We start from the raw sequence: 24,505 nt of genomic DNA, 5'->3' as shown, positions 1-24,505 counted from the left end.
AGAATTGAAGCTTGTGGTTAGAAGGCATGCTCTGCTGCCGGGAATTTCCCGGCCTTCACTTCTGCGACATAATGCGCGATCGCTGCCTGGACGCTCTCTGCACCTATCATGAAATTCTTGATGAAACGCGGTTTGTTTCCCGAATAGATTCCCAGCATGTCGTGCAGAACCAGTACCTGAGCAGAGCAATCTGCCCCCGCGCCGATGCCGATGGTGGGAATGGAAAGTTCCCGGCTAATCTTGCCGGCTAAGGAAGCTGGAATCGTTTCCATTAACAACATGCCGGCTCCCGCTTCCTGTAAAAGAATAGCGTCGTTCAGGAGCTGTTCCGCTTCGTTAGCTGTTCTTCCCTGGACTTTATAACCCCCAAGCTGATGAACGGATTGCGGCAGCAGGCCGATATGCGCACATACCGGGATACCCCGCTGGGTAAGAAAATCAATGGTGTCAGTCATCACCTGACCGCCTTCAATCTTGACCATTTGCGCGCCTGCGGCCATGAGCTTGGCGGCATGCATGAAGGTTTCTTCAGGGGATATCTGAAACGTGCCAAAAGGCATGTCGACCATGATGAACGCTTTGCTTGATCCACGCACGACGCACTGGGTATGATAAATCATGTCATCCAGTGTCACGGGCAAGGTGCTGGCATGGCCTTGCAGAACATTCCCCAACGAATCGCCCACCAATAGCATATCGACTCCTGCATTCTCCAGCAGGGCGGCAAAGGCGGCATCATAGCAAGTGAGCGCGGCGATTTTGCTGCCTGCTGCGTGCATTCTCTGTAAGGTATCTCGAGTTATTCTCATGTCAATTTAGTCCTTAACGACTTATAGATATTCCCTAAGACCGCAGTTGAAATATTCCCGTGCGCCTCGCATCTGGCTGATGCGCTGGAGCAACAGGTTAAAATCAGCCGTGTTGTTGGCAAAATTGAGATTGTCGCTATTGACAGTGATCACGGGCGCTTTATCGTATTGATGAAAAAACTGCGTGTAGCTACTGGACAATTTATACAGATATTCTTCGGATATATTTTTTTCGTAAGCGTTGCCGCGACGCTTGATTCGCTCGAGCAGCTTCTCCGGTGAAGCCTGAAGATAAATGACCAGATCAGGGAAAGGTGCCTGAGGCTGCATTTGATGATAAATTTTCTGATAGAGATCAAATTCGGATGGGCTCAGCGTGATGCGGGCAAATAATTGGTCTTTCTCCAATAAGAAATCGCTGATCATCGGTCTTGAGAGCAGGTCAGCTTGCGTCCAGCCCCGGAATTGGTTGATGCGCTGGAGTAAAAAGGAGAGTTGAGTTGGCAATGCGTAACGCGAGATATCGCCATAAAATTTTCCAAGGAAAGGGTTTTCTTCCGGACACTCCAGTAATAAGGCGCATTCCAGGTAGTCTGCCATATTCTGGGCAAGGCTGGTTTTACCCGCACCAATAGGACCTTCGATGACAATATAGTGGTATTTTTCCAGTATCATGATGTTGAAATACATTCCAGTCGTTGTTCAGTACAGGCGGCCAGCAGGCCGGTAACTAATCCCTGTCCGGGAATCATGCAATCCTGTTTGATCTCCATGAGTGGCTGCAATACGAACGCGCGCTCATGCATGCGGGGGTGTGGCAATGTTAAGCCTTCCTCATGGCATTGCAGATCATCATATAACAATAAGTCAAGGTCGAGGGTGCGCGGCGCGTTGGGATAGGTTCGAATGCGTCCGCAACGCCGCTCGATTTCGAGTAACGCCCTGAGAAGATCATGAGGCATCAGCGTTGTTTGCAGGTGGACCACTGCATTAATGAAATCAGGTTGATCAACTGCTCCCATTGGCGCGCTGCGGTACAGGGAAGATTGTTTTATCAAGCGGCTATCGGGAAGCGCTGCAAGCAGTGAAATGGCTCGTCTGATTTGGTATAGGGGGTTTTTCAGATTGCTGCCTAAACCAATAAAGGCTTGTCTGGCTGGTTGGGTTCCAGTAGCGGGCATCAGATCATGTTTCCGTAGGGGGCGCTAAATTGGTCACATCGCTTTTTTTATGGTCTGCCGATTCTGCTGGCTTGCGACGCCGCTTGCTTCTCTTGCGCCGTTTGGGTGTGGTTTCCTTTAACAGCATTGCTTCGCGGGTGGCGGCATCAGTATGCTGGAAAACTTTCCACCATTGCCCCACTTCCATATCGACTTCGCCGCTTTCACAGCGTAGCCATAAAAAATCATACGCCGCGCGGAAACGCGGGTGTTCAAGCAAGTGAAATGGTCTGCGTCCTGCCCGCGCCACAAAGTGCGGCTGGAGTGTCCAGATATCATAAATGATTGAATCCAGCCGCCGAGGGATGGCGAGCTGCTGGCGTTGTAATGCCAGGATTTCAACCATCGCCATATGGAGGGCGGGAATAGGCTTTACCCCTTCTGCTTGCCGTTTGTTCCAGGCGGTGAGCACTTCATGCCAGAGCAGGGTCGCAAACAGGAAGCCGGGTGATACGGGCTTATCCTGCTGGACACGCTCATCGGTATTTTTAAGCGCTAAAGTGATAAAGCGTTCTCCGAGGGGCTGCTCAAGAAGCACATCCAGCATGGGCAGCAAACCGTGATGAAGCCCGCGCATACGCAAATCCACGATACAGCTAAGGGAGTGGCCAGACATCAACAGTTTCAGCATTTCATCGAATAATCGGGCCGCGGGCACATTTTGCAACAACGGCGCCAAGTCACCTATGGGCGCTGCAGTTGAATCATCAAGCTGGATATCCAGCTTGGCTGCTAGGCGAACTGCCCGCAGCATGCGAACGGGATCTTCCCGATAACGTTGGATCGGTTCACCAATGATGCGCAGGCGCTTGGCCTTGATATCCTCATAACCATTCAGATAATCAAGAATTTCTTCAGTGGCAGGATCATAAAACAGCGCATTGATTGTAAAATCACGCCGCATCACATCCTCTTCCTGACTGCCAAAAATGTTGTCCTGCAGCAAGCGCCCGTATTGATCGGCGTGGTTCTGGGCCGCCATGTCCGTGTCACCATCAGCAGCGCAATTGGCGCGAAAAGTAGATACTTCCACAATCTCGGTACCATAGGTGACGTGCACCAGGCGAAAGCGTCGTCCAATGATGCGAGAACGACGAAATAGCCCACGCACCTGCTCCGGTGTAGCATTGGTCGCCACATCGAAATCCTTGGGTTCCAATCCCAGCAATAAATCACGAATAGCGCCACCGACTACGAATGCGGAGAATCCGCCCTGCTGCAAGGCTACCGTCACTTTTAATGCGGCCGGGCTAATTTGCTGGCGGGTAATGCCATGTTCCTTGCGCGATACCGTGTGCAACACTGAAGTGGTGTTGGCGGCAGGTGGATTACGCGTGAAGATACGTTTAAAGAATTTACGGATCATTGCAAAACGCTGAAAGAATCAGTCACGGATTATCCTAAAAACCGCGGTTGAACGGAAGGGGGGCGTGTGGCGATTCGGGTGTGAGGCAAGGCGCGACAAGGCCACAGGGCTGCTCTCTGCAATAGGGAGCAACACCGCCTGCGCGCCTGGAGCGACGTACGATGCACGCCGTAGCGACATTACCATTTGGTTGAATGAAAAATTTTCGAAGATGTCTTTATATGTCATGGGCTTGGCTTGCCGGTCAAGCGGTCAATTGCAGTTTTTAGGATTATACACTTGGTCATGCAATCAATACGCCGCTAACAGGCTTGGGATCAAAGGATCAGGAATAAGGGAAGCTGACCGATAAGCCGGATTCTGTCTTGGACAGTCATTCCTCTAGGTGCACAGTTACCCGTGTACTCAAGCAACCTACCCGCAGGCTCAGCGAGCAGCATCGTAGCCTGCCTATTTGGTCTTGCTCCGGATGGAGGTTACCGCGTTTCACCGTAACTTAATACGCTCGTCTCTGTGGCCCTATTCCTCGCCTCACGACGGCCGGCCATTAACCGGCATCCCGCTCTATGGAGTCCGGACTTTCCTCTCCCTGCTTTCGCAGGCAGCGACTGTCTGGTCAGCTTCGAATACATTCTATCAACTTCCTGTACCGGGAAGGATAGATTTTTATCCTATAGCAGCGCGTTGATCTCTTTCAGCACGTCTTCATCCAATTCCCCCGCTTCGGCTTTCAGCCGTAATCGTGACATCAGATAAGTGTAATAGGCTTGCGCCAAATCTCTGCGTGCAGAAAAGAACTGCTGTTGCGCATTTAAAACATCCACTTCTGTTCTGACGCCAACTTCCTGTCCTAGCACCGTAGAGTCCAGCTGGCTCTTGCTGGTTGTGAGCGCCTGCTTCTGAGCTTTGATCAGGGCAATGCCGTTGGTCACATTCAGATATTGCTGGCGTACTTGCAGGCCGATGGTTCTCCGGACATTTTCCAGATCCTGACGCGCCTTGTCCCGATTGGCTAGCGCTTCGCGAACACGAGATTGCACAGAAAGTCCCTGGAATATGGGTACATTAAGCTGAAGTCCTACCGATTTCGATTCTAAATCGATACCACGCCCGGTAATCGCGCCCCCGACGCCCTGTTGATTGCTGTACTGCGCGACCAGATCAAGCGTGGGGTAATGGCCTGCCTTGGCCTTTTTGATTTCCTGCTCGGCCAGATCATAGGCGATTTGCTGTACTTTGAGAGAGAAATTTTTCTGCTCGGCCAATGCTACCCACTCTTCCATGTCGTCATAGGGCAGGGTAAGCGAATCTGACACTATTTTATCTATGCTGGTACTGGACAGGGAATCTGGAAATCGATTGATGATCCCTTGCAGACTCCGCTTATTAACCTCCAGCGTATTTTTAGCCAAAATCTCTTGCGAGACCGTCAGATCATAACGAGCTTGAGCTTCATGCGTATCTACGATCGTGGCAACGCCTACCTCAAAGTTGCGCTTGGCTTGTTCCAGTTGTTCGCTGATGGCTTTTTTCTGGGCGCCCATCACCTCAAGATTGTTCTGGGCGATCAGGACATCAAAATACGCTTGCGCTACGCGCAATATCAGATCCTGGGCAGCCAGAACAAACCTTGCATCAGCCTGTATAACCTGATTTTTTGATTGTTCATAGATGATGAAATTTTCAAAGCGAATAAGCGGCTGGGTGGCTGCGATGACCATTCCACGATTTTTGATCACTCTCTCAGGACCCAGGTTGGTATCGATATACTGATTCTGACCTGTTCCTGTGAAATTGATATTAGGCAGTAATCCCGCTCTTCCTTGAGGCAGTTTTTCCTGGGCTGCGATGTAGGCCGCCCGTTCGGAGCCATATTTCGCATCCTGCTCCAGCGCTTCATGATAAATATCCATGAGACTGGCTGCTTGCAGAGGTGTTTGCAGCATGACGCCGATCACAAGCGCCATCCTCCAATATCGCAGATTTTTCATGAACGCTTGGAGCACGATTTTTCCGGATAAGGCGTGATGCCAACGCGCCTATTCTGTTGAAATGGTGAGCTATCGTACTCAATTAGAAACATTAAAAAGTGAACCGCTGTGGTTGCAGGGCATTCCTGAGGGGCGCTGTGCAGGTTTCGAACAGTATTTTGGTATGGTAGACACCTGGCGTGACGCACGTAACGAGCATTGCCTCCATCAAAGGCTCTTCCCCGACAATCGCAAACAAACGTCCCCCCGGATTAAGGCTTTTTTGGAAAGACTCCGGTAGCACCGGTATGGAAGCTGTCAGCACGATGACATCATAGGGGCCATGCTGAGGCCAGCTTTGCGCGGCGTCACCTTGTTCCAGGGTGACGTTGGTAATGCCATGTACCTGGAGATTGATCTTGGCCATGGTGCAGAGCGTGGGTACAATCTCAACGCTGTAAACATGCGCACCCAGTTCTGCGAGTAAGGCGGTCATGTAGCCGCTGCCGCTGCCCACTTCAAGGATTTTATCGGTCTTTTTGAGGTGTAATTCCTGCAGGATGCGCGCTTCCATCTTGGGTGTCAGCATGACTGCGCCATGCTCCAAAGGGATTTCCATATCCGTGAAGGCGAGCGAACGATAAGCCGCCGGTACGAATTCTTCGCGCCGTACTTTGTAAAGTAAATTAAGAACTGTCGTATCCAGAACACTCCACGTCCGAATTTGCTGTTCAACCATATTGAAGCGGTTTTGTTCGAGATTGGTATCGAGTTTCATAATCGTTATTTTTATGGATGAAATAAACAGGCTTGCAATTATTTCATATTTCTATTAGTTTCACAGCTTAAGCTAGGGGTCCGCACTTGGAAGTTATCCAGAGAGCCTGTGAAGAAATCGTGGTGCGCGGTAGATTGGTTAGCAAAACTACGTTTTATCGAAACTTCGTTTTAACGAAACTACGTTTTCACAGGGGCAGGGTGCTGGTGAGATAGTCCCTTAATACCTGATGCGGATAACGCCGCCGTAGGGAAGCTGGGAATAGCCCTGCTCCTTACGGTAATTTGAGGAGCATAACATGAATACAATTATTTCAAAGCTGGAAAAGTTTACGAGCGATACTGCGCAGGTGGATGAAGCTGCGATCAAGCCGCTGCCCAATTCGCGCAAGATCTATGTGCAGGGCGCCCGTCCTGATATTCAGGTCCCCATGCGGGAGATCAGTCAATCGGATACGGCCACGCGCGATGGCACCGAAAAGAATCCTCCCATCTATGTTTACGATACCTCCGGCCCCTATACTGATCCGGCTGTCAGGATCGATATTCGTGCCGGGTTAGCGCCCTTGCGCGAACAATGGATCGAGGCGCGTGGCGATACCGACTTACTTTCAGGGCTGACTTCCGCTTATAGCCGGGAGCGGCTGAATAATCCGAAGCTTGCGGAGATGCGCTTCAATCTCAAACGCCCGTCCCGGCGTGCCAGGACAGGCGCCAATGTGACGCAGATGCACTATGCGCGTAGGGGCATGATTACCCCGGAGATGGAATATATTGCCATACGGGAAAACCAGCGCCGCGAAAGCATCGATGTGCAAAGTAATGAATGGCTCGCGCGCCAGCATCCCGGCCAGGATTTTGGCGCCGCGATTCCGCGCCTGATTACCCCGGAGTTTGTGCGCGATGAGGTCGCGCGCGGGCGCGCGATAATCCCCGCCAATATCAATCATCCGGAATCCGAGCCGATGATCATCGGGCGTAATTTCCTGGTCAAAATCAACGCCAACATTGGTAATTCCGCATTGGGCTCCAGCATCCAGGAAGAAGTCGAGAAAATGACCTGGGCGATCCGCTGGGGAGGCGACACGGTGATGGATCTTTCCACTGGCAAGAATATCCACGAAACGCGCGAGTGGATCATTCGTAACAGTCCGGTGCCGATCGGTACGGTACCCATTTACCAGGCCCTGGAGAAAGTCGATGGGAAAGCAGAGGAGCTAACCTGGGAAATATTCCGCGATACCTTGCTTGAACAAGCAGAGCAGGGCGTGGATTACTTCACCATTCACGCCGGGGTCCGTTTACCGTTCATTCCCATGACGGCCAAGCGCATGACCGGGATTGTTTCACGTGGCGGCTCGATCATGGCCAAATGGTGCCTGGCGCATCATCGGGAGAGTTTCCTCTACACGCATTTCGAGGAAATCTGCGACATCATGAAAGCGTATGATGTCAGTTTCTCACTCGGAGATGGGCTTCGCCCCGGTTCGATTTATGATGCCAACGATGAAGCGCAGTTTGCCGAATTGAAAACACTGGGCGAGTTGACGCAGATTGCCTGGAAACATGATGTGCAGGTCATGATTGAAGGGCCGGGCCATGTGCCCATGCACTTGATCAAGGAGAACATGGATTTGCAGCTCAAGTATTGTCAGGAAGCACCGTTTTACACCCTGGGGCCGCTTACCACCGATATTGCGCCTGGCTACGATCACATTACCTCCGCGATTGGCGCCGCCATGATCGGCTGGTATGGAACAGCCATGCTATGTTATGTCACCCCCAAGGAACACTTGGGACTGCCTGATAAGGATGATGTCAAGGATGGGATCATTACCTACAAGATTGCAGCGCATGCGGCTGATTTGGCCAAGGGGCATCCCGGCGCGCAAATTCGCGACAATGCGCTTTCCAAGGCGCGCTTCGAGTTTCGCTGGAATGATCAGTTCAATCTCAGCCTGGATCCAGATAAAGCCAAACAGTTCCATGATGAAACGCTGCCGCAGGAAGGCGCCAAGCTGGCTCATTTTTGTTCGATGTGTGGCCCCAATTTCTGCTCAATGAAGATCACTCAGGACGTGCGTGATTATGCGGCGCATCAAGGCATCACCGAGGACGAGGCGCTGAAAGCAGGCATGGCGCAGAAATCCACGGAGTTCGTGGAAAAAGGCGCGGAGATTTACAGTAAATTATGATCGTTTTCTCAAATCTTGCTATTTTTAGGGTTCTTTTTAGGGTTCTTTGAACGCAAATGGATTGGCTGATACTAATCAAAGCATTGACCCTCGGGATTGTTGAGGGATTAACCGAGTTTCTGCCGATTTCTTCCACGGGACATTTGATCCTGATAGGGGATCTGCTCGATTTCAATGATGGCAAAGCCAAGGTGTTCACCGTGGCTATTCAGCTGGGCGCGATTCTGGCGGTATGCTGTGAGTATCGCGCCCGCCTGATGGCGGTTGCCACCGGGATTGGGTCGAAGGAATCGAATCGCTTCCTGTTAAACCTGCTGATCGCTTTTTTGCCCGCGGCCATCCTGGGATTCTTGTTCATCAAGACGATCAAGTATTATCTCTTTCATCCGCTGCCGGTGGCCTTGGCGTTGATCATAGGCGGTGTGCTGATTTTATGGGCGGAGCGCCGCGATCATGTGGTGGATGTCGAGCAGGTGGAGGCAATGGACTGGAAACATGCGCTGAAAGTGGGCTGTGCCCAGTGTCTTGCCTTGATTCCGGGCACCTCCCGGTCGGGAGCCACCATCATTGGCGGTCTGCTGTTTGGTTTGTCGCGTAAGACAGCCGCCGAGTTTTCTTTTTTTCTGGCGATCCCGATCATGTTTGCGGCCACCTTTTACGATGTTTATAAAAGCCGTGACCTGCTGCAGATGGAAGATCTCAGTATGTTTGCCGTGGGCTCTCTTGCCTCCTTTGTGAGCGCATGGCTGGCGATCCGCGGATTGCTGCGCTATATCAGCCACCATGATTTTACGCTGTTCGCCTGGTATCGCATCGGCTTCGGCATCATCATCCTGGTAACCGCTTACTCGGGCGTGATTGCCTGGTCAGCGGGTTAGTTTAAAGGCAGGGCGCCATGCCCATCGGGCATTGCGCCGCCTTACGAGGCACAAAATGCCCGCCGGTGATTAACTCTGCACCCAGGGCAGACCTGCCGCTTTCCAGCCCCCTTTTTGGCCACGGTGGCCCGTTTCATCCTTGTCGCCTTCGAATCCTTCCAGGATGTTGTAGCAATTGGGGAAATCTGACTGCGTGGCAATCATGGCCGCATAATCCGAGCGTCCGCCGCTGCGGCAAAGAAACATGATCAGATCGTCTTGGTCTACTTTTTCCGCAATCTGGTCAATAAAATCGGGATTAGGCTGCATGCCCGGGTAGCGCTTCAGCTCGACTTCGATTGCGCCGGGAATGCGGCCAACCCAATCGAGCTCAGCTTTGCAGCGAACATCGATCAGTTTGGCATCGGGAGCGTGCTGCAACAATGCGAAGGCTTCATCGGGTAACAAAGCGCCTTTGTAAGGCAAATCCATATCTTCGGCGCGTTCCTGCGCTTTTTCCAGTATCGTGGTGATGTTTTCCTTTTCCATAGGCCTATTTTAATCGATAAAACAAGCAGTGTAATCAAAGTAAGGCGCTGAAGCAAAAAAAGCCCTCGATGCCCATCTGAACTGATGCTGTCAGGATGAATCTCATGTAACGTATCGCAAATTAATTTTCTTCCTGGATAATCGAGAAAGCACCATGTTTTATTTGATATTGATCATTCTGCTCGTTGTTTTAGTCGTTGGACCTTCCTATTGGGTCAAGCACATCATGGAGAAATATAGCCAGCCGGACGATCGCTATGCGGCAACGGGGGCGGAATTGGCCCGTACCTTGCTCGATCGGGCAAATTTGCCGCAAGTCAGCGTCGAGATCACAGCGCTGGGTGATCATTATGATCCGCTTGAAAAAGCGGTTCGCCTTACCTCGGATAAATTCAATGGCCGATCGCTCACGGCGATTACGGTGGCGGCGCATGAAGTGGGTCACGCGATTCAGGATCAGGCTGGCTATTTACCTTTGAAAATGCGCACCCGGTTAGTGCAGCTTGCCGCACCGGCGGAAAAACTGGGCGCGGGCATCCTCATGCTGGCGCCGCTCATGGTGGTATTGGTCCGCGCGCCTATCGTCGGGGCGTTATTTTTGGCGGGAGGGTTGTTAACTTTGGGAACCTCGACATTGGTGCACTTGATTACCCTGCCGATGGAAATGAATGCAAGTTTTGCGCGTGCGCTGCCGATATTGGAGCAGGGAAATTACCTCAAGCCGGGCGACGCGCCGCATGCCCGGAGATTACTCACCGCCGCAGCCTGGACGTATGTTTCCGCATCGCTCATGACCTTGCTCAATATCGCGCGCTGGTGGGCGATTATTCGCAGATAACGCGGTCGCAGAAATACGATGAGTATAAATCGCCTCTTTTTTCGGCAAGCGTATCGCCAGCAATAATGGTATCTTGAAAGGGATGTCAATACGGTTCGCCGGATTGGCCGCGCGTCCTGATCCTCCTTCGACAAACTTGTATGATATCGGGAGCGAGCGGATGCTTGGCGGCTTCTTTAACGATACGATTTAACCCGAATATTTCATAAATGGGCATGTGCCCATTTATGAAATATTCGGGTTAAAAGCACAGGAGAGTGGGATGACTTCTATCAATGGATGGGCAGCGCAGGGCGCAAAACAGAGACTCGAACCGTTTACTTATGAGGCTGGCCCGCTTGGCGCGGAAGAAGTCGAAGTGGCGGTGGAATACTGCGGTCTTTGCCATTCTGATCTTTCGATTATCAATAATGATTGGGGATTGTCGCGCTATCCCCTTATTCCGGGACATGAAGTGATCGGCCGTATCGTGGCAGTGGGGGATCGCGCCAAGGAATTGAAGATCGGGCAGCGGGTCGGCATAGGCTGGAATGTCGATAGCTGCATGCACTGCCATGAATGCCTGACGGGTAACCATAATCTTTGCCGGGAAGCCGCGCCGACGATTATCGGCCATCATGGCGGCTTTGCAGAGCGGGTGCGCGCGCACTGGCTCTGGGCGATTCCTTTACCCGGCACGCTTGAAGCCTCTTCCGCAGGACCGCTGCTCTGTGGCGGCGTGACGGTCTTTGCGCCGTTGCTGACCTATGGCGTAAAACCCACTGACCGGGTGGGCATTGTCGGCATCGGCGGCCTTGGGCACCTTGCACTGCAATTTGCCCGCGCCTGGGGCTGCGAAGTGACAGCGTTTACCTCGGACCTGTCGAAAGCGGAAGAAACCCGGGGATTTGGGGCGCATCGCGTCGTTTCCAGCCGTAACAGTGCGGAAGTCCTCAAAATGGCCAATTCGCTCGATTTTCTGATGATCACCGTGAATGTGCCGCTCGACTGGCCGTTGCTGCTTAAAACGCTGAAGCCGAATGGCCGCATGCACGTTGTGGGCGCTGTGCTGGAGCCGATGGCTATTCCCGCATTCGATCTGATCATGGGACAGAAAAGCGTTTCGGGATCGCCGACCGGCGGGCCTGCGGTCATCGCCGCCATGCTGGATTTTGCGGCACGACACCACCTTGCGCCGCAAGTCGAGCACTTCCCGCTCAATAAAGTCAATGACGCCATTGCCCATCTGGCGGCAGGCAAGGCGAGGTATCGGGTGGTGCTGGATCATGCGGGTTCTTTCTGAGTTAAAACCAGCGGCTGCAGGGTGGGCACGATAGTGTGCCGACCGAATACCCGCAAAAATGCCAACCACAGTTCGTAGGGTGCAATAAGCGCAGCGCATTGCACCAGATTTAGCCTCTACCCCATGTCTGCCCCTATGACATACTGTCGAAGGCCGAACGGTCTGCCAGCCTTATTTTTTCCGCTTCGCACGCGGATGAGCGCTATCGTAAATTTTGGCGAGGTGCTGAAAGTCCAGATGGGTATAGACCTGTGTGGTGCTGATGCTGGCATGTCCCAGCATTTCCTGCACAGCGCGTAAATCCCCGCTGGATTGCAGCACATGGGAAGCGAACGAATGGCGCAGCGCATGAGGATGCACCTGATTGCCGAGATTCTGCCGGGCAGCCCATGCGTCCAGGCGGTACTCGACTGCACGGGGGCTGATTTGACAGCCGCGCAGCGACACAAATAGCGCGGTCTCTCCGGGTTTCAGCATGCCTGCGCGCTGCGTCAGCCATGCCTGAAGCGCCTGCAAGGCATAGCTGCCGACGGGCACCACGCGCGTCTTGCTGCCTTTTCCTTGCACCCGCACCGTGCCCTCGACAAAATGGATATCCTCTGGCCGAAGCTGCGTCAATTCCGCGAGCCGTAATCCCGAGGAATAAAACAACTCGAACATGGCGCGATCGCGCACGCTGAGCGGATCATCGTGATCGAACGCCATCAACCGCGCGGTTTCATCCGGGGAAAGCGCATGCGGTAGGTTCTTCGGCGATTTGGGGACGCGCATGCCGTTGCAGGGATTGTCAGAATAGCCGTGATGGCGGCTTAAATAGCGGTAAAAACCTCGCCAGGCGGAGAGCATTCTCGCCAGGCTTCTGCCGGAAAGGCCGCCCCCATGCAGCTTGGCGACGAAGTGGCGGATATCATGCGCCCGCAACTGATTCAGGGGAACTGCTTCAGAAAGCTGCAACAAAACAGCCAGATCCCGCGCATAACTTTTTTCGGTGAGCGGTGACAGCCTGCGCTCATGCGTCAGATGAGCGAGGTAAGCGCTGACCAGCGCTGGCTTCTCGTCAGGATCGGGGGAATTCATGTGCCGCTATCTCTACCCTTATCAGCCCTTGCTCTTGAGACGGGTCAGCGCGCTCGTGATCAGCGCGCCTAACCGCTCCAGATAAAGCGTGCCCATGTCGGGATAAAATCGTTCCAGTTCCGGGCTGCCCATCACCAGCAAGCCAATGGTATGTTTCCTGCGTAGCGGAATCATGCAGAAAGAGCGCAGCAACGACGCATCCTGTCCAAACCATTGATTGATCTCGTCCGCCAGATGCGGGCCGCAGTAAGGCCGCGCCATGTTGTCAACGAGGGCGTGCACGGTGTCGCTGACCGGCGTGAATTCAAGGCGTTGTCCCTCGCCGGCAGCCTGGTTTGAAGACCACAAGCGTAACGCCACATGGGGAATGGCGAAATCATCGCGCAGATGATTATTCAGCCCGTGCAGCATTGCTTCCAGCGAATTGAATTCCACCAGCGCAACCGTCAGCCGATGCATTTTCTCGCTGATCTTGTCATTATTCTCGCCGATATTGATCAGCTCATGCAGCTTGACCTGCAGCTGGCGGTTTTTCTCCCGCAGCGAGATCATCTGACGCTCACTGATCGAAATCACCCGGCCCTCGTGGGGATGCGGAATCCTGATATCCGCCAGCATTTCGGCATAGTCATCGAAAAACTGCGGATTTTCCCGCAGGTAGTGTGCAACATCTTCCGGTTTCATCATGATTTCCTGGTCAGCAAAAAACGGTGATATTAGCGTATAAACCCCTCAACAGTGTGACCACTTTCAGCCATTGAGTCCTTCCGGGTTGTCTCGCGCCATGCCGCTTCCGCAGCAGGGTCTCCGCCGTTCGTCATGCAGATCATTGTCATATTCCCGAAAGGCGATCGGTGTTAGAATGAAAAGAAGTCGAAGTGCTGCGGACCGATGACAAGTCATTAATGTGGGAAAAATCACGCGCTTTTCAGCCATTCGACTGCACAATCTTAATGTAAGATGGAAAGCATACTCATCGTCCTTCAAAATTCGGCCGCTCGACCTTCCCCCCTTCCCCTGCTGGGAGAAGGCCGGATGAGGGATGATAAAAACCGAATTTTGAAGGGTGACGAGTATAAATAACGAAGGCGGCTTGCAGGAATGGCTGGCGGCGGCTGTTTATTGGCAGGTGAGGGCGCATGGCACGCAAGCCTGTTCCTTGTAATACGCAAACTGTTGCAAATAAGCGACAAAATATTTTTAAGCATCCCAGCTTGCTTGCACGGGTCGGATTTTTTAGGCAGAATCGTTGAAACTTGTCAACTGTGTCGATTTCTGGTAGCAATTATTGTCATTGTCATGAAGGATGCAATCAGACAAACGGGAACGCAAAAACCGGCTTATAACAGGTTGCAAGGACTGTTTGTTTCATATTCAGCAATTTCGTAACATAGAGTTTGTGGTCTGACGTTTTTTTAACTCAATTTAAAAGGAAGCTTTTACTTATGGCTATTTCTGACACTCAAAAACAATACATTGTAGGGTTGACGGTGGGCTTGTTCAACGGTGCCCCTGGCGCTAATTTTCTAAGAGAGTTCTCTAACCTGATTGAAAGAGGCACGTCCTTCGAGGAACTGGCTGATTTCCTGGTAGCGACGCCGCAATTCCGGCAGGATATTCTGAAAGGTGCCGTAACCTCTCAAGAAATAGCCGCCGCGCTGCTCAAGAACTTCGGTCTGACGGCGGGTAATACCGACCCCGCCAGCGCCGATGCCCAGGCGGAAAAATTTGTCGTCGATAGCCTCAATGCAGGCAGAGACATTGGCGATATCATCATTGAAGCAGGCCTCTATCTGCTCGGCACCCCGGCGCCTGAATTTGCAGATACCGCTAATCTGTTCAAAAACAAAATGCTGGTGGCAGAAATCTACTCCAGAGAGAATGCGGATGACAATGTGGGCGACCTGCAAGCCGTCCTCGCCGGCGTGACCGCTGATGGCCCAACCACCGAGGCGGACGCCGTAGCCTATCTGGCAGGCCTCGGCATTATTGTGGACGGACATACTGGTGAGACTTTCACGCTGACTCCAGGTGCGGACACCATTCCCGGCACCACGGGTAATGATACCATCAACGCATTGACGGTAGATGCGAATGGTGCACCTGCGACCACTTTCAGCGCTTTTGATAACATTGATGGTGGTGCGGGCACTGATATCCTGAACATCTTCACCAATGGCGTCCTCAATGGTGGTACCTTCCCGACTAATACCACTGTGAAGAATGTTGAAACCATCAACTACAACAACGAGATCGCTGTCATTGCTGCTAATATCGATGCCGCTAATTTCGTTGGTGCGACAGCGATCAACCAGGTCGGTTTTGCCACTGATGTGATCAATTTGGCGGCTACTACTACCGCGGGCTTTAGGAACATTACTGTTGATCCGCTGTCTGTCCAGGCTGCCGCTGCTGCTGCCACTGCTACCGTTGCGCTGACTAATGTCGCTGATACTGTGACTCTGGCTGTTAGTGCTGCCGCAGGTGGTGTGCTGAATTCCGTGACTGTTTCCGGTACGCGTGTTGATGCCACACCGGCTGATCCTATTTCAGATCTTGGTCTTACAGTGACAGCTGGCAAGGACGTTGAGTCGGTTAGCATCAATACCTCGATCAACAGTACCCTTGTCGTTGGCAACGAAGCAGGTTCTTCCAAAGCTCTGTCCACCGTTGATGCATCGGCCAGTACCGGTGACATCACGTACGTTGCTGTCCCGACAGTTGCTAACGTCAAGACCGGCGAGGGCAACGATACCGCGACTATCGCCTTTACTGGCACCGCTACTGCTAATGCGGCGTCCCTATCGACTGGTGCTGGCAATGACACCTTGGCTGTTCTTGTCTCCAAGGGCTCGGCTGCTGTGGTCGCTGCTGTTGTTGACGCGGGTGAAGGCGATGACACCATCGACCTGACTATCAATGCTGGCGTGGGCTACAATGTCCAGGGTGGTGCGGGTAACGACACGGTCGCTATCACCGGTACTGTCAAGACCACCGACAAGATCGATGGCGGCGAAGGTGTTGATACTGTTAGCTTGGCGCCCTTGGCTGCAGCTCTGGTCGCTGACGACTACATCGTCTTCAACAAAGTGTTGACCAACTTCGAAACCCTGAAGTTGACTGGTCTTGTTAACAACCTGGATGCCGCTCAACTGGGTGCTAACTACACGACCATTGATCTTTTCAGCGGTTCGACGGTTGACAATGTCGGTACCCAGGCGCTGGTGGCTAATGGTGTTCTGCTTGCCGAAGCGGCCGGTTACGCTGCTGGTGCCACGCCAACCTACGCCGGTACCCTGAACATCGCCGAAAAGGCTAGTGGCATCGTCCAAGCCCACGCTGAAACTGTCAATCTGACCATTCAGGGTGGCGAGGGTGATAATCCTGCGGCTGTTGCTGCTTGGCTAGCCGGTGAAGCCAAGGCTGCCACCATCACGCTGGCTCCGGGCACCGACACCCAGGATACTGTGGCCACATCCGATGACGCATACGTCGCTTCCACCGTGACCATTGCCACCAGCAATGCTGCTGAAGGACTGAAGGACTTGGCTAGCCTGACTTTGTCAGGTAACGGAGCTGCCGTTGTCACCAATGCTGATGGCACTAAACTGGCGACGGTTGATGCTTCCGCGCTGAATAGTGCAGATATCGCCGGCAAAGCTACTGTTGGTCTGACCTACACTTCCATCAACACCGCAGCGGAAACCATCAAGCTGGGTGCTGGTTTGGATGTCGTGAATTTGAGTGCCTCCACCTACGGCGCTACTGATACGGTTCAAGGTCTGAATTTGGTGTTGAATGCAGGCAAGACCGCACTGGATGCGGCTGTGTCGGATGACATCAATCTGAATGCAGGTGCTGCTTTTGCGAAATTCACCACCACCCAGACTGATCTGGATTTGGCGCTGAAGGATGCAGCAGCTTCTGCTGACAACAACCTGGTGTTCCAATTGGGCGGTGATACATATATTTATCAGGATAATGTCGCACCAGCAAGCAATCTGCTGGACGCCGGTGATACACTGGTCAAATTAACCGGTGCTGTTGATCTGGATGCGCTGGTCATTGCACTAGCTCCCGTTGCTTAATTTCCCCTGGAGCCAGGTGGAGTGGGCACACCATGCCCACGCGGAACAATCCCCGGATTAACCGCAAATCCTGATCAAACGAAACCGTCCTTGGGAAACCGGGGGCGGTTTTTTTATGTGCGGTTTTTGGCTACAAAAGAACGCCCCTCACTGGGGAGACGTCTTGAGGCTTTATGTGAGATTGACCAAATATTACGATGGGTGTAGCCTGCTGGAATGAGCAAACTGGATAGATTAAAAGCCGAAATTTCCTTTCATGAAAAAATGTTTTTTACGGCAATAGCCATGATGCTTGGTTTGTTGGGATGGGCTGCAAGCAATTATTTATCTGCAAGTACCGTGGTTCTTTTTTTAGCAATGATCGGCCTGTTCGGTACAGCTGGTTTTGGTGTCTGGAACTATAAAAGGATCAAACAACTACTGGAGAGACTTGAAAATGCTGAATAGTATCCTGATGGCATTGATGGGATGTATTTTTGTTGCTTTTGTGTATTACCTTGCCTATGACGCATGGAAAGATTATTCAAAAAAGGATTGAATGGCGCTTGATCCAACCACTGCTCCCTGGAAACCGGGAGCCAGGTAGTCAGGTAGCGTGGGCACGCGCTGTTTGTGCCCACGCGGACTAATCCTCGGATTAACCGCAAACGCTAACCAAACGAAACCGCCCTTGGGAAATCGGGGGTGGTTTTTTTTATGCTTGTTATTTTGCGCTGGCTGGCATTTCTTTGGGCGCTGACAGGCTCCCTGAGGGTTCCCGTTTTTATGGTTTCACATTCCCAAGTGCACGGCTTTATTTTCCCGAATGCACGTTGATAAATTCCCGGTTGCACGATACTGTTCCCGCTATGAACGGTACACAATCTCTCTATCCGCGGCTCATTGCGGCACGGATCACTGTACGATGGCGCGGAAACCTTGCCGCTTGGAGCGGGCTTATGGGCTGCACCATTGTCGTCTTTGTGGGGAAGATGATGCGTCAAGCGGGTAGGGTGGGCACGCGTTGTCTGTGCCCACGCGGGATCATGGATTAACCGCAAAGCCTGATCAAACGAAACCGCCCTTGGGAAACCGGGAACGGTTTTTTTTATGCTTGCTGTTTTGTGCTGATCGGTATTTTTGTGGGTATGCGGTGGGCTTTAGTAAAGATGCACCAAAGTACACCTGCACCAAAGTACACCTGTCCCTTTGTACGATTCCCCGCCTGGATCAAATTCTTCATGATTAATTCCCGTAACGCCCTGCTGAATAGAAATACAGAAGAAGAATAATTCAAGCGCTTCTGATGGCATTCAGCCCGCGTAGGGCGCAATAACCATCGGGCATTGCGCCGTATGGGTGGTCACGCAACCCTGTGGTGCAATGCGCTGCGCTTATTACACCCTACGAACTGACCGGCATTTTTGTGGGTATGGGGTGGGTACGTGCGGTACTTACCGCTACGGGCTATTCCGTGGCAACCTTGATTTTGCCGGGTATTGGTGTAAGCTGATTACATGAGAAAGCCGGTATTTAACAAAGCGCAGCGGGAAGGCTTGGCTAACCCGAATATTTCATAAATTCGCGTGATGATCACGCAGGATTTATGAAATATTCGGGCTAAGGTGTCGGATAACGTAGCCACGGCGACTGTGATTGCTGCCCTATTGGGTGGCTTTGTTGACCAGAAAGTGACTTTTGTTGGCGTGCTGGCATTAATTTTCCTGGCAATCATGTTTTTGATTGTCTCCTATACCTTGCGTAGAGGAGCAGACAATGGCGATTGAATCTTTAATTGGATTGGCAATATTTGCAGCGATCATGTTATTGGTTGCATGGTACGCTGACACACACCGTTCATGAAGAATCAGCCTCTGTAGGGCGGATATACGGAAGCAGTTGCACCTTAAAACCATCACAAATTTTGCTTGCAAAACAGGAGGAGTCCATATACGCAATAACCATCGAGCATTGCGCCGTATGGGTGGTTAACCTTTGTGGTGCAATGCGCTGCGCTTATTGCGCCTTAGTGTGCCCGGCATGGGCTAAAACTTGTTGTCTGAAAGGAGATAACCGGAAGTAGCGCGGTAGGGCACGGCAACCTGAATCGATGATCTCCCGATCTCATCGCCTTCACCGGTGGTGGGGTCGGGGAATTGTTGCGTTCTGGAGTTGGGAGGATGGATTACGTCGTTTGCTCAACGCGGGCTTTGAGGATGTTTTCGATCAATCGATACACGGTCGTCTGCCCAAGACTCCTCGGCCAATCCCCGCAAGGCGGATGATCGCGCTTCTTTGCACGGCGAATTGCATCATCAATTTGCGCCTGACTGATCTTCCGAGTATCGATCCCCTTGTCGTAATCCGGAATCCAGCGCTTGAGCCGATCTGTGCAGTCGCGCGAGGAGGCGATTCCAATGCCATCCTCAAAGTGTAACAGCAGCCAGTATTCGAACTTGGGGTTGCTGAGCGCGAAGCCGTAGTTCTCTTGCTGCAATGACCACTGGTGGAGTTGCGTCAGCTGCTCTTCGCTCCACTGGTCTTTGTCCACTACCAGCCACGCCTCGTCGGATGGCCTGAGTCCCTCGCTTTCAAGGTGGCCGGTCATCCGCTTCAATGCCTGTGGCGGTGAGCTGTCGTGTTTGCCTTTCAAACAGCTCACACGCACGATGGAAGTGTCATCGGTGAAGATGCCGAAATAGATCGGCTCGGTTTTGACACCTTCGGCCACGATGAGGAACAGCTTCTTGTAGCGCCGTTTTCCCAGTGGCCGCTGGAATTTCCGTCGCTGTGCGGCCACTACTACTGCATCTCCTCAGCGGCCTGAACCTCGTCACCCTCGGCAAAATTGCTGCTGAGCAAGATGCGAGGTATGCCACCAAGCCGGCCTTGCAGATAACTCTTGCGGATATCCTTGTCGTATCGCACATCTTTGTACTCGCTGAAAGAGACCAGCGTAGATGCACCCGAGAGCTTGCGCTCGGCCACCCACATCTCATCGCGACGTAACAATTGCTGATCCATCAGCAAGACATCGTGAGTAGTCAGCAAGAGCTGTGAACGGGTGTCGGCGGAGCAACTGGCCAGGTACGCCTCTAACAGGCGACGTGTCAGCAAGGTGTGAAGGCTTCGATCCACCTCGTCAATGACGAATACCTTCTTTGACCCTGGCGCCGCAAGTTCCAGAAACGCGGGCAGGAGATCAATCACACGCTGCGATCCATCGGACTCTTGCCGGATTTCGAACTTGGCTTCTGTGCCGTCAGTTTTCGGGTGGTAGGTCACCAGCTTCTTGGCAATGAGCTCGCCATTTTTGCGGGTGAAGACGAAGCGTTCGTTCTTGTCCGACATCAGGCGAATCGTCATCCCTTCCTTGACGTCCTCTTGAAGCAGCATCTTCATGGGTTCGGGCAGGGGAATATTCTCGAAGGGAATCTCCTCGCCGCCCAGGTGGGCAATGCCCGTGTCGAGTTGCGGCAGCATCTCGTTCATCGTGGCATAGAGGGGGTGGCCGTTATCGAGAAACTGCTCGAAAGGCTCGAACCGCGAATCAGGCGCGACCAAGTCCAGTGTGTCCTTGAACCAGTCATAGACGGGGCGGAAGTTGTCCACCTTCTGCGACACCGAGTTCGTCAGGAACAACTGGTTGTCACGCGTGCCCTTGAAAGCGAACTGCAGAAATTGATCCTTCTTCAGTGCATCGTCGAATTCGATCTTGCTGCCACGCCGCGCATAGAGCGCCCTCTCGCTGGCGCTCGTGATGACAACCAGTTTCTCCTCGAGGATGGCCTTGCGGTTTACCGAAAAGGAAAACTCGTAGATCGTTTCATCGATCAGCAACTCAAAGGCGAATCGGGAGGGCTTGTCGATACTGGTGTTGTCCAGACGAAAGCCTTCTACGACCAAGTGACTATCGGGCTGGGTGCCCTTGACCACCAGTATCTTGGCGAAGTTCAGTGCTTTGAAGAAATTGGTTTTGCCAGAGGCGTTGCCGCCATAAATGGCGGCAACCGGCAAGACGCGGGTGTTGTACTTCCCGAGTTTTGGCAATCTGTCTCCGTGCTGGCGTTCCCGACTGGCAACCATCGAGAAGGTGACGGAGTCGCGGAAAGACATCCAGTTTTCGACAGAGAAGCTGATGATCATGTGTTTACTCCTTATGAGCGAAAACCGCTTTTAGTGACACTATATTGTACTTTAAAGCTAAAAAAGTCAATGTAAAGAGAAAAAATCTCATAAAATAGCTGGGTGATCAGCCCGCGTAGGGCGCAATAACCATCGGGCATTACGCCGCATGGGTGGTCACGCAACCCCCGGATTAACCGCAAATCCTGATCAAACGAAACTGTCCTTGGGAAACCGGGGGCGGTTTTTTTTTATGTGCGGTTTCTGGCTACAAAAGAACGCCCCTCACTGGGGAGACGTCTTGAGGCTTTATGTGAGATTGACCAAATATTACGATGGGTGTAGCCTGCTGGAATGAGCAAACTGGATAGATTAAAAGCCGAAATTTCCTTTCATGAAAAAATGTTTTTTACGGCAATAGCCATGATGCTTGGTTTGTTGGGATGGGCTGCAAGCAATTATTTATCTGCAAGTACCGTGGTTCTTTTTTTAGCAATGATCGGCCTGTTCGGTACAGCTGGTTTTGGTGTCTGGAACTATAAAAGGATCAAACAACTACTGGAGAGACTTGAAAATGCTGAATAGTATCCTGATGGCATTGATGGGATGTATTTTTGTTGCTTTTGTGTATTACCTTGCCTATGACGCATGGAAAGATTATTCAAAAAAGGATTGAATGGCGCTTGATCCAACCACTGCTCCCTGGAAACCGGGAGCCAGGTAGTCAGGTAGCGTGGGCACGCGCTGTTTGTGCCCACGCGGACTAATCCTCGGATTAACCGCAAACGCTAACCAAACGAAACCGCCCTTGGGAAATCGGGGGTGGTTTTTTTTATGCTTGTTATTTTGCGCTGGCTGGCATTTCTTTGGGCGCTGACAGGCTCCCTGAGGGTTCCCGTTTTTATGGTTTCACATTCCCAAGTGCACGGCTTTATTTTCCCGAATGCACGTTGATAAATTCCCGGTTGCACGATACTGTTCCCGCTATGAACGGTACACAATCTCTCTATCCGCGGCTCATTGCGGCACGGATCACTGTACGATGGCGCGGAAACCTTGCCGCTTGGAGCGGGCTTATGGGCTGCACCATTGTCGTCTTTGTGGGGAAGATGATGCGTCAAGCGGGTAGGGTGGGCACGCGTTGTCTGTGCCCACGCGGGATCATGGATTAACCGCAAAGCCTGATCAAACGAAACCGCCCTTGGGAAACCGGGAACGGTTTTTTTTATGCTTGCTGTTTTGTGCTGATCGGTATTTTTGTGGGTATGCGGTGGGCTTTAGTAAAGATGCACCAAAGTACACCTGCACCAAAGTACACCTGTCCCTTTGTACGATTCCCCGCCTGGATCAAATTCTTCATGATTAATTCCCGTAACGCCCTGCTGAATAGAAATACAGAAGAAGAATAATTCAAGCGCTTCTGATGGCATTCAGAAAATTGGGGCAAGGTAATGATTTAATCAATAAGAATAAGGAGATACGATGGAAATGGTTGGAGAAAAAAAGAATGGCGCTTGTAGAACATGTATTAAACATGTTTTTGTGTTTAGGAAAGGCACAAACCATCTGCTGCACTTAACATTGACAGTTATGACTTTCGGTGTATGGTCAATAATCTGGCTTCTGATATCGCTTAATAAATTGGGTGGCTGGAGGTGTATTGAATGCGGATCATCAGAAGTAAGGTTGTAGCCCGTAGGATGTGCCGACGTCAGGAGGCGCATCATTCGTGTTATTCAGTGCCTTCAATATCCTGGTTTTCAGGGCTTGCCCAATCTTCTGGATAAATATCTTGTGCCAGGTAGCGATGAAAACTGGAGTGAGGCCAATCACGAACCTTCTTGACCCAACCGTGTTTTACTGGGTTCCAGTGAATATAATCGACATGCCGGTTAAAATCAGACTGATCGCGTAATACATGTTCCCAGAAACGTCGTTGCCATATTCCTCTTTCTCTTCGGGATTTCCGGCTGGCGGAAATTCGCTCACCTTTTTCTAAATTGCGGGAAAAATAACCTTTCAGCATATTCCACCGGCAGGAAAAATCAGAGTCCTCTGTGGTAATGTCCAGATACAATGCAAATGATCAGGCAAAATAACCGCTGCATCCAGGCGAAAAGGATGACGTTGCTTGGTGTATACAAAGGCTTGGCGTAATAAATCGATATTATCGATCAATAACCGGTTGTCTTTGCGCTCAGCAAGATTTACGGTGAAAAACCAGGATGCGCCAGGAATATAAGTGCGGCGGTATTCGGTCATGCTGTTTTTTCCTGTTAATGACGCATCACGCGAATGATGCGCCTCCTGACATCGGCACATCCTACTCCCTATCGGTCATTCAACCTGAGGTAGCTAATGTAAGCGCCTGCTGCAACACGCTGCCCTGATTGCATCTTGCGATTGTAAGAAACGACTGCTTCTGAGAAATCTGGAGTGGTTTTTTTGCACTCCGATTATGCGGCCAGCCCATTCTGCAGCCCGTAGGATGTGCCGATGTCAGGAGGCGCATCGTTCTCAGTGATGACTTACCCACCCTGCGCGGTTAAAGCAATGTGCTCCAGATCACTTTGGCTATCATGCCGATGGCGATACAGCCGGTAAGGAGAGCGAAGGCCTGCTGCAATCTGGGCCCGGCAAAACGATCGGCAAAAGTTCTGCCAAGCAGCATGCCTGCAATCGTTCCAGCGCAAAAGGGGAGGGCTATCGGCCATTTCATGACGCCAATCAGTATTGCTGAGATGACGCCCGTGGTGGAGATCAGTGCCGTGATAGCAAGCGATGTCGCCATAATGGACAATATGGGAATATTCGTGGCTTTCCTGAGTGCCGGCACGATTACGAAGCCACCGCCTACGCCCAGCAGGCCTGACAGGAAACCAGCTGTCGTGCCTGAAAATACTAACGCGCTGAAACATGGCCAGGTCCAGATCAAACGTCCGCTGGTGTCATCCAGCTGGCAAGGCGGAGCGCTATGCGGGTCAGTCATGTCCTTTGGATGTTCGCGCAGGCTTTGGCGCAACATGTGCTGGGCAACGTAGACGAGCACGCCGGCAAGCAGCAGTGTCAACGGGGTATTGGGTATTCGCTGGGCGAGCCATATGCCCGCGGGTGAGACAAGTGCGCCGGTGAGCGCGATAAGGCTGGCTGCCCGGTATCGGACTCTTTTCTGCCTGAATGCCAGCAACGCGCCGATGGCTGCCGATAAGCCGACCGCCAGCAAGCCAACGGGAGCCGCTTCTGCAACGGTCAGGTGCAGGCTGAACATGAGCAGCGGCACCGCGATGAGGGTGCCGCCTGCCCCGGTGAGCGCTAGCACGAGGCCGGTAAATGAACCCAGCAGGATACTGATCAAGTCAGGCTCCATGCGTTG

Annotated in this window: 23 protein-coding genes, 1 other RNA gene and 1 riboswitch; of the genes, 9 read left to right on the top strand and 15 right to left on the bottom strand. The window is 52.1% G+C overall.

Annotated elements, in window-relative coordinates:
- Positions 1-17 precede the first annotated feature (17 nt).
- The 7 genes from panB to BLP80_RS01540 form a co-directional block, all read right to left on the bottom strand.
- Complete coding sequence (panB, locus tag BLP80_RS01570; RefSeq protein WP_090539454.1) at positions 18-809, bottom strand: 3-methyl-2-oxobutanoate hydroxymethyltransferase; 792 nt, start codon at positions 807-809, stop codon at positions 18-20.
- 21 nt (positions 810-830) lie between these two features.
- Positions 831-1,484, bottom strand: coding sequence for a deoxynucleoside kinase (locus tag BLP80_RS01565; RefSeq protein ID WP_090539452.1), 654 nt, complete (start codon positions 1,482-1,484; stop codon positions 831-833).
- Positions 1,481-1,990 carry a 2-amino-4-hydroxy-6-hydroxymethyldihydropteridine diphosphokinase gene (gene folK / locus BLP80_RS01560; RefSeq protein ID WP_090539451.1) on the bottom strand — a complete coding sequence of 170 codons (510 nt, stop codon included), beginning with the start codon at positions 1,988-1,990 and terminating at the stop codon, positions 1,481-1,483. The genes BLP80_RS01565 and folK overlap by 4 nt, the downstream gene beginning before the upstream one ends.
- Positions 1,991-1,994: 4 nt before the next feature.
- Entirely contained in the window at positions 1,995-3,395 is a 1,401-nt protein-coding gene (gene pcnB / locus BLP80_RS01555; protein WP_090539449.1) for a polynucleotide adenylyltransferase PcnB, read from the bottom strand.
- 333 nt (positions 3,396-3,728) lie between these two features.
- Positions 3,729-4,019: RNase P RNA component class A (gene rnpB / locus BLP80_RS01550), an RNA gene on the bottom strand.
- Between the two features lie 47 nt (positions 4,020-4,066).
- Positions 4,067-5,362 carry a TolC family outer membrane protein gene (locus BLP80_RS01545; protein WP_256324908.1) on the bottom strand — a complete coding sequence of 432 codons (1,296 nt, stop codon included), beginning with the start codon at positions 5,360-5,362 and terminating at the stop codon, positions 4,067-4,069.
- A gap of 115 nt (positions 5,363-5,477) precedes the next feature.
- Complete coding sequence (locus tag BLP80_RS01540) at positions 5,478-6,143, bottom strand: protein-L-isoaspartate O-methyltransferase family protein (protein ID WP_090539446.1); 666 nt, start codon at positions 6,141-6,143, stop codon at positions 5,478-5,480.
- 181 nt (positions 6,144-6,324) lie between these two features.
- Positions 6,325-6,415: riboswitch (TPP riboswitch) on the top strand.
- A 26-nt stretch (positions 6,416-6,441) separates the two neighbouring features.
- Here BLP80_RS01540 and thiC point away from each other — a divergent pair.
- Positions 6,442-8,337, top strand: coding sequence for a phosphomethylpyrimidine synthase ThiC (gene thiC / locus BLP80_RS01535; RefSeq protein ID WP_090539443.1), 1,896 nt, complete (start codon positions 6,442-6,444; stop codon positions 8,335-8,337).
- 56 nt (positions 8,338-8,393) lie between these two features.
- A complete protein-coding gene (locus tag BLP80_RS01530) occupies positions 8,394-9,215 on the top strand; it encodes an undecaprenyl-diphosphate phosphatase (protein ID WP_090539441.1) in 822 nt (273 codons plus the stop codon).
- A 69-nt stretch (positions 9,216-9,284) separates the two neighbouring features.
- Here the strand turns inward: BLP80_RS01530 and BLP80_RS01525 are convergent, their stop codons facing one another.
- On the bottom strand, positions 9,285-9,743 hold the full coding sequence (locus tag BLP80_RS01525; RefSeq protein WP_090539439.1) for a rhodanese-like domain-containing protein: 459 nt from the start codon (positions 9,741-9,743) through the stop codon (positions 9,285-9,287).
- A 154-nt stretch (positions 9,744-9,897) separates the two neighbouring features.
- Here BLP80_RS01525 and BLP80_RS01520 point away from each other — a divergent pair, with 154 nt between their 5' ends.
- Positions 9,898-10,581: a zinc metallopeptidase gene (locus BLP80_RS01520; RefSeq protein WP_090539437.1), complete on the top strand. Its 684-nt coding sequence runs from the start codon at positions 9,898-9,900 to the stop codon at positions 10,579-10,581.
- Positions 10,582-10,843: 262 nt separating this feature from the next.
- On the top strand, positions 10,844-11,863 hold the full coding sequence (locus BLP80_RS01515; RefSeq protein ID WP_090539435.1) for an NADPH-dependent aldehyde reductase Ahr: 1,020 nt from the start codon (positions 10,844-10,846) through the stop codon (positions 11,861-11,863).
- A gap of 171 nt (positions 11,864-12,034) precedes the next feature.
- Here BLP80_RS01515 and xerC read toward each other — a convergent pair whose 3' ends face one another.
- Together xerC and BLP80_RS01505 are read right to left on the bottom strand one after the other, a co-directional pair.
- Complete coding sequence (xerC, locus tag BLP80_RS01510) at positions 12,035-12,940, bottom strand: tyrosine recombinase XerC (RefSeq protein ID WP_090539433.1); 906 nt, start codon at positions 12,938-12,940, stop codon at positions 12,035-12,037.
- 21 nt (positions 12,941-12,961) lie between these two features.
- Positions 12,962-13,627, bottom strand: a complete 666-nt coding sequence (locus BLP80_RS01505) for a DUF484 family protein (protein ID WP_218120340.1) — start codon at positions 13,625-13,627, stop codon at positions 12,962-12,964.
- Positions 13,628-14,385: 758 nt separating this feature from the next.
- Here BLP80_RS01505 and BLP80_RS01495 point away from each other — a divergent pair.
- From BLP80_RS01495 to BLP80_RS15515, 4 genes are all read left to right on the top strand, one after another.
- Positions 14,386-17,028: a beta strand repeat-containing protein gene (locus BLP80_RS01495; RefSeq protein WP_090539427.1), complete on the top strand. Its 2,643-nt coding sequence runs from the start codon at positions 14,386-14,388 to the stop codon at positions 17,026-17,028.
- Between the two features lie 216 nt (positions 17,029-17,244).
- On the top strand, positions 17,245-17,475 hold the full coding sequence (locus tag BLP80_RS01490) for a hypothetical protein (RefSeq protein ID WP_090539422.1): 231 nt from the start codon (positions 17,245-17,247) through the stop codon (positions 17,473-17,475).
- A gap of 907 nt (positions 17,476-18,382) precedes the next feature.
- On the top strand, positions 18,383-18,520 hold the full coding sequence (locus BLP80_RS15520) for a hypothetical protein (RefSeq protein ID WP_176754228.1): 138 nt from the start codon (positions 18,383-18,385) through the stop codon (positions 18,518-18,520).
- 112 nt (positions 18,521-18,632) lie between these two features.
- Positions 18,633-18,794, top strand: coding sequence for a hypothetical protein (locus BLP80_RS15515; RefSeq protein ID WP_176754227.1), 162 nt, complete (start codon positions 18,633-18,635; stop codon positions 18,792-18,794).
- A 398-nt stretch (positions 18,795-19,192) separates the two neighbouring features.
- Here BLP80_RS15515 and BLP80_RS01485 read toward each other — a convergent pair whose 3' ends face one another.
- Both BLP80_RS01485 and BLP80_RS01480 read right to left on the bottom strand, forming a co-directional pair.
- A complete protein-coding gene (locus BLP80_RS01485; RefSeq protein WP_090539425.1) occupies positions 19,193-19,807 on the bottom strand; it encodes an RloB family protein in 615 nt (204 codons plus the stop codon).
- Positions 19,808-19,809: 2 nt separating this feature from the next.
- A complete protein-coding gene (locus BLP80_RS01480; protein ID WP_090539423.1) occupies positions 19,810-21,153 on the bottom strand; it encodes an AAA family ATPase in 1,344 nt (447 codons plus the stop codon).
- Positions 21,154-21,486: 333 nt separating this feature from the next.
- Between BLP80_RS01480 and BLP80_RS01475 the strand changes: the two genes are divergently transcribed.
- Positions 21,487-21,717 carry a hypothetical protein gene (locus tag BLP80_RS01475; protein ID WP_090539422.1) on the top strand — a complete coding sequence of 77 codons (231 nt, stop codon included), beginning with the start codon at positions 21,487-21,489 and terminating at the stop codon, positions 21,715-21,717.
- Between the two features lie 1,147 nt (positions 21,718-22,864).
- Here BLP80_RS01475 and BLP80_RS16065 read toward each other — a convergent pair.
- The 3 genes from BLP80_RS16065 to BLP80_RS01465 form a co-directional block, all read right to left on the bottom strand.
- Entirely contained in the window at positions 22,865-23,158 is a 294-nt protein-coding gene (locus tag BLP80_RS16065) for an REP-associated tyrosine transposase (protein ID WP_256324907.1), read from the bottom strand.
- Positions 23,152-23,454: an REP-associated tyrosine transposase gene (locus tag BLP80_RS16060; RefSeq protein ID WP_256324906.1), complete on the bottom strand. Its 303-nt coding sequence runs from the start codon at positions 23,452-23,454 to the stop codon at positions 23,152-23,154. The genes BLP80_RS16065 and BLP80_RS16060 overlap by 7 nt, the downstream gene beginning before the upstream one ends.
- A 223-nt stretch (positions 23,455-23,677) precedes the next feature.
- Positions 23,678-24,499, bottom strand: coding sequence for a sulfite exporter TauE/SafE family protein (locus tag BLP80_RS01465; RefSeq protein WP_090539420.1), 822 nt, complete (start codon positions 24,497-24,499; stop codon positions 23,678-23,680).
- Positions 24,500-24,505: the final 6 nt, after the last annotated feature.

This window comes from Nitrosomonas sp. Nm132, assembly GCF_900100485.1.
GTDB lineage: Bacteria > Pseudomonadota > Gammaproteobacteria > Burkholderiales > Nitrosomonadaceae > Nitrosomonas.
Note: the sequence above shows the minus strand (reverse complement) of the source record. Positions and strands in the feature narration are given on the sequence as shown.

Bases quoted from the DNA above. Each gene is read 5' to 3' on its own strand.
- panB (WP_090539454.1), bottom strand. From the start codon at position 809: ATGAGAATAACTCGAGATACCTTACAGAGAATGCACGCAGCAGGCAGC.
- BLP80_RS01565 (WP_090539452.1), bottom strand. From the start codon at position 1,484: ATGATACTGGAAAAATACCACTATATTGTCATCGAAGGTCCTATTGGT.
- folK (WP_090539451.1), bottom strand. From the start codon at position 1,990: ATGCCCGCTACTGGAACCCAACCAGCCAGACAAGCCTTTATTGGTTTA.
- pcnB (WP_090539449.1), bottom strand. From the start codon at position 3,395: ATGATCCGTAAATTCTTTAAACGTATCTTCACGCGTAATCCACCTGCC.
- BLP80_RS01545 (WP_256324908.1), bottom strand. From the start codon at position 5,362: ATGGCGCTTGTGATCGGCGTCATGCTGCAAACACCTCTGCAAGCAGCC.
- BLP80_RS01540 (WP_090539446.1), bottom strand. From the start codon at position 6,143: ATGAAACTCGATACCAATCTCGAACAAAACCGCTTCAATATGGTTGAA.
- thiC (WP_090539443.1), top strand. From the start codon at position 6,442: ATGAATACAATTATTTCAAAGCTGGAAAAGTTTACGAGCGATACTGCG.
- BLP80_RS01530 (WP_090539441.1), top strand. From the start codon at position 8,394: ATGGATTGGCTGATACTAATCAAAGCATTGACCCTCGGGATTGTTGAG.
- BLP80_RS01525 (WP_090539439.1), bottom strand. From the start codon at position 9,743: ATGGAAAAGGAAAACATCACCACGATACTGGAAAAAGCGCAGGAACGC.
- BLP80_RS01520 (WP_090539437.1), top strand. From the start codon at position 9,898: ATGTTTTATTTGATATTGATCATTCTGCTCGTTGTTTTAGTCGTTGGA.
- BLP80_RS01515 (WP_090539435.1), top strand. From the start codon at position 10,844: ATGACTTCTATCAATGGATGGGCAGCGCAGGGCGCAAAACAGAGACTC.
- xerC (WP_090539433.1), bottom strand. From the start codon at position 12,940: ATGAATTCCCCCGATCCTGACGAGAAGCCAGCGCTGGTCAGCGCTTAC.
- BLP80_RS01505 (WP_218120340.1), bottom strand. From the start codon at position 13,627: ATGATGAAACCGGAAGATGTTGCACACTACCTGCGGGAAAATCCGCAG.
- BLP80_RS01495 (WP_090539427.1), top strand. From the start codon at position 14,386: ATGGCTATTTCTGACACTCAAAAACAATACATTGTAGGGTTGACGGTG.
- BLP80_RS01490 (WP_090539422.1), top strand. From the start codon at position 17,245: ATGAGCAAACTGGATAGATTAAAAGCCGAAATTTCCTTTCATGAAAAA.
- BLP80_RS01480 (WP_090539423.1), bottom strand. From the start codon at position 21,153: ATGATCATCAGCTTCTCTGTCGAAAACTGGATGTCTTTCCGCGACTCC.
- BLP80_RS01475 (WP_090539422.1), top strand. From the start codon at position 21,487: ATGAGCAAACTGGATAGATTAAAAGCCGAAATTTCCTTTCATGAAAAA.
- BLP80_RS16065 (WP_256324907.1), bottom strand. From the start codon at position 23,158: ATGCTGAAAGGTTATTTTTCCCGCAATTTAGAAAAAGGTGAGCGAATT.
- BLP80_RS16060 (WP_256324906.1), bottom strand. From the start codon at position 23,454: ATGTGCCGATGTCAGGAGGCGCATCATTCGCGTGATGCGTCATTAACA.
- BLP80_RS01465 (WP_090539420.1), bottom strand. From the start codon at position 24,499: ATGGAGCCTGACTTGATCAGTATCCTGCTGGGTTCATTTACCGGCCTC.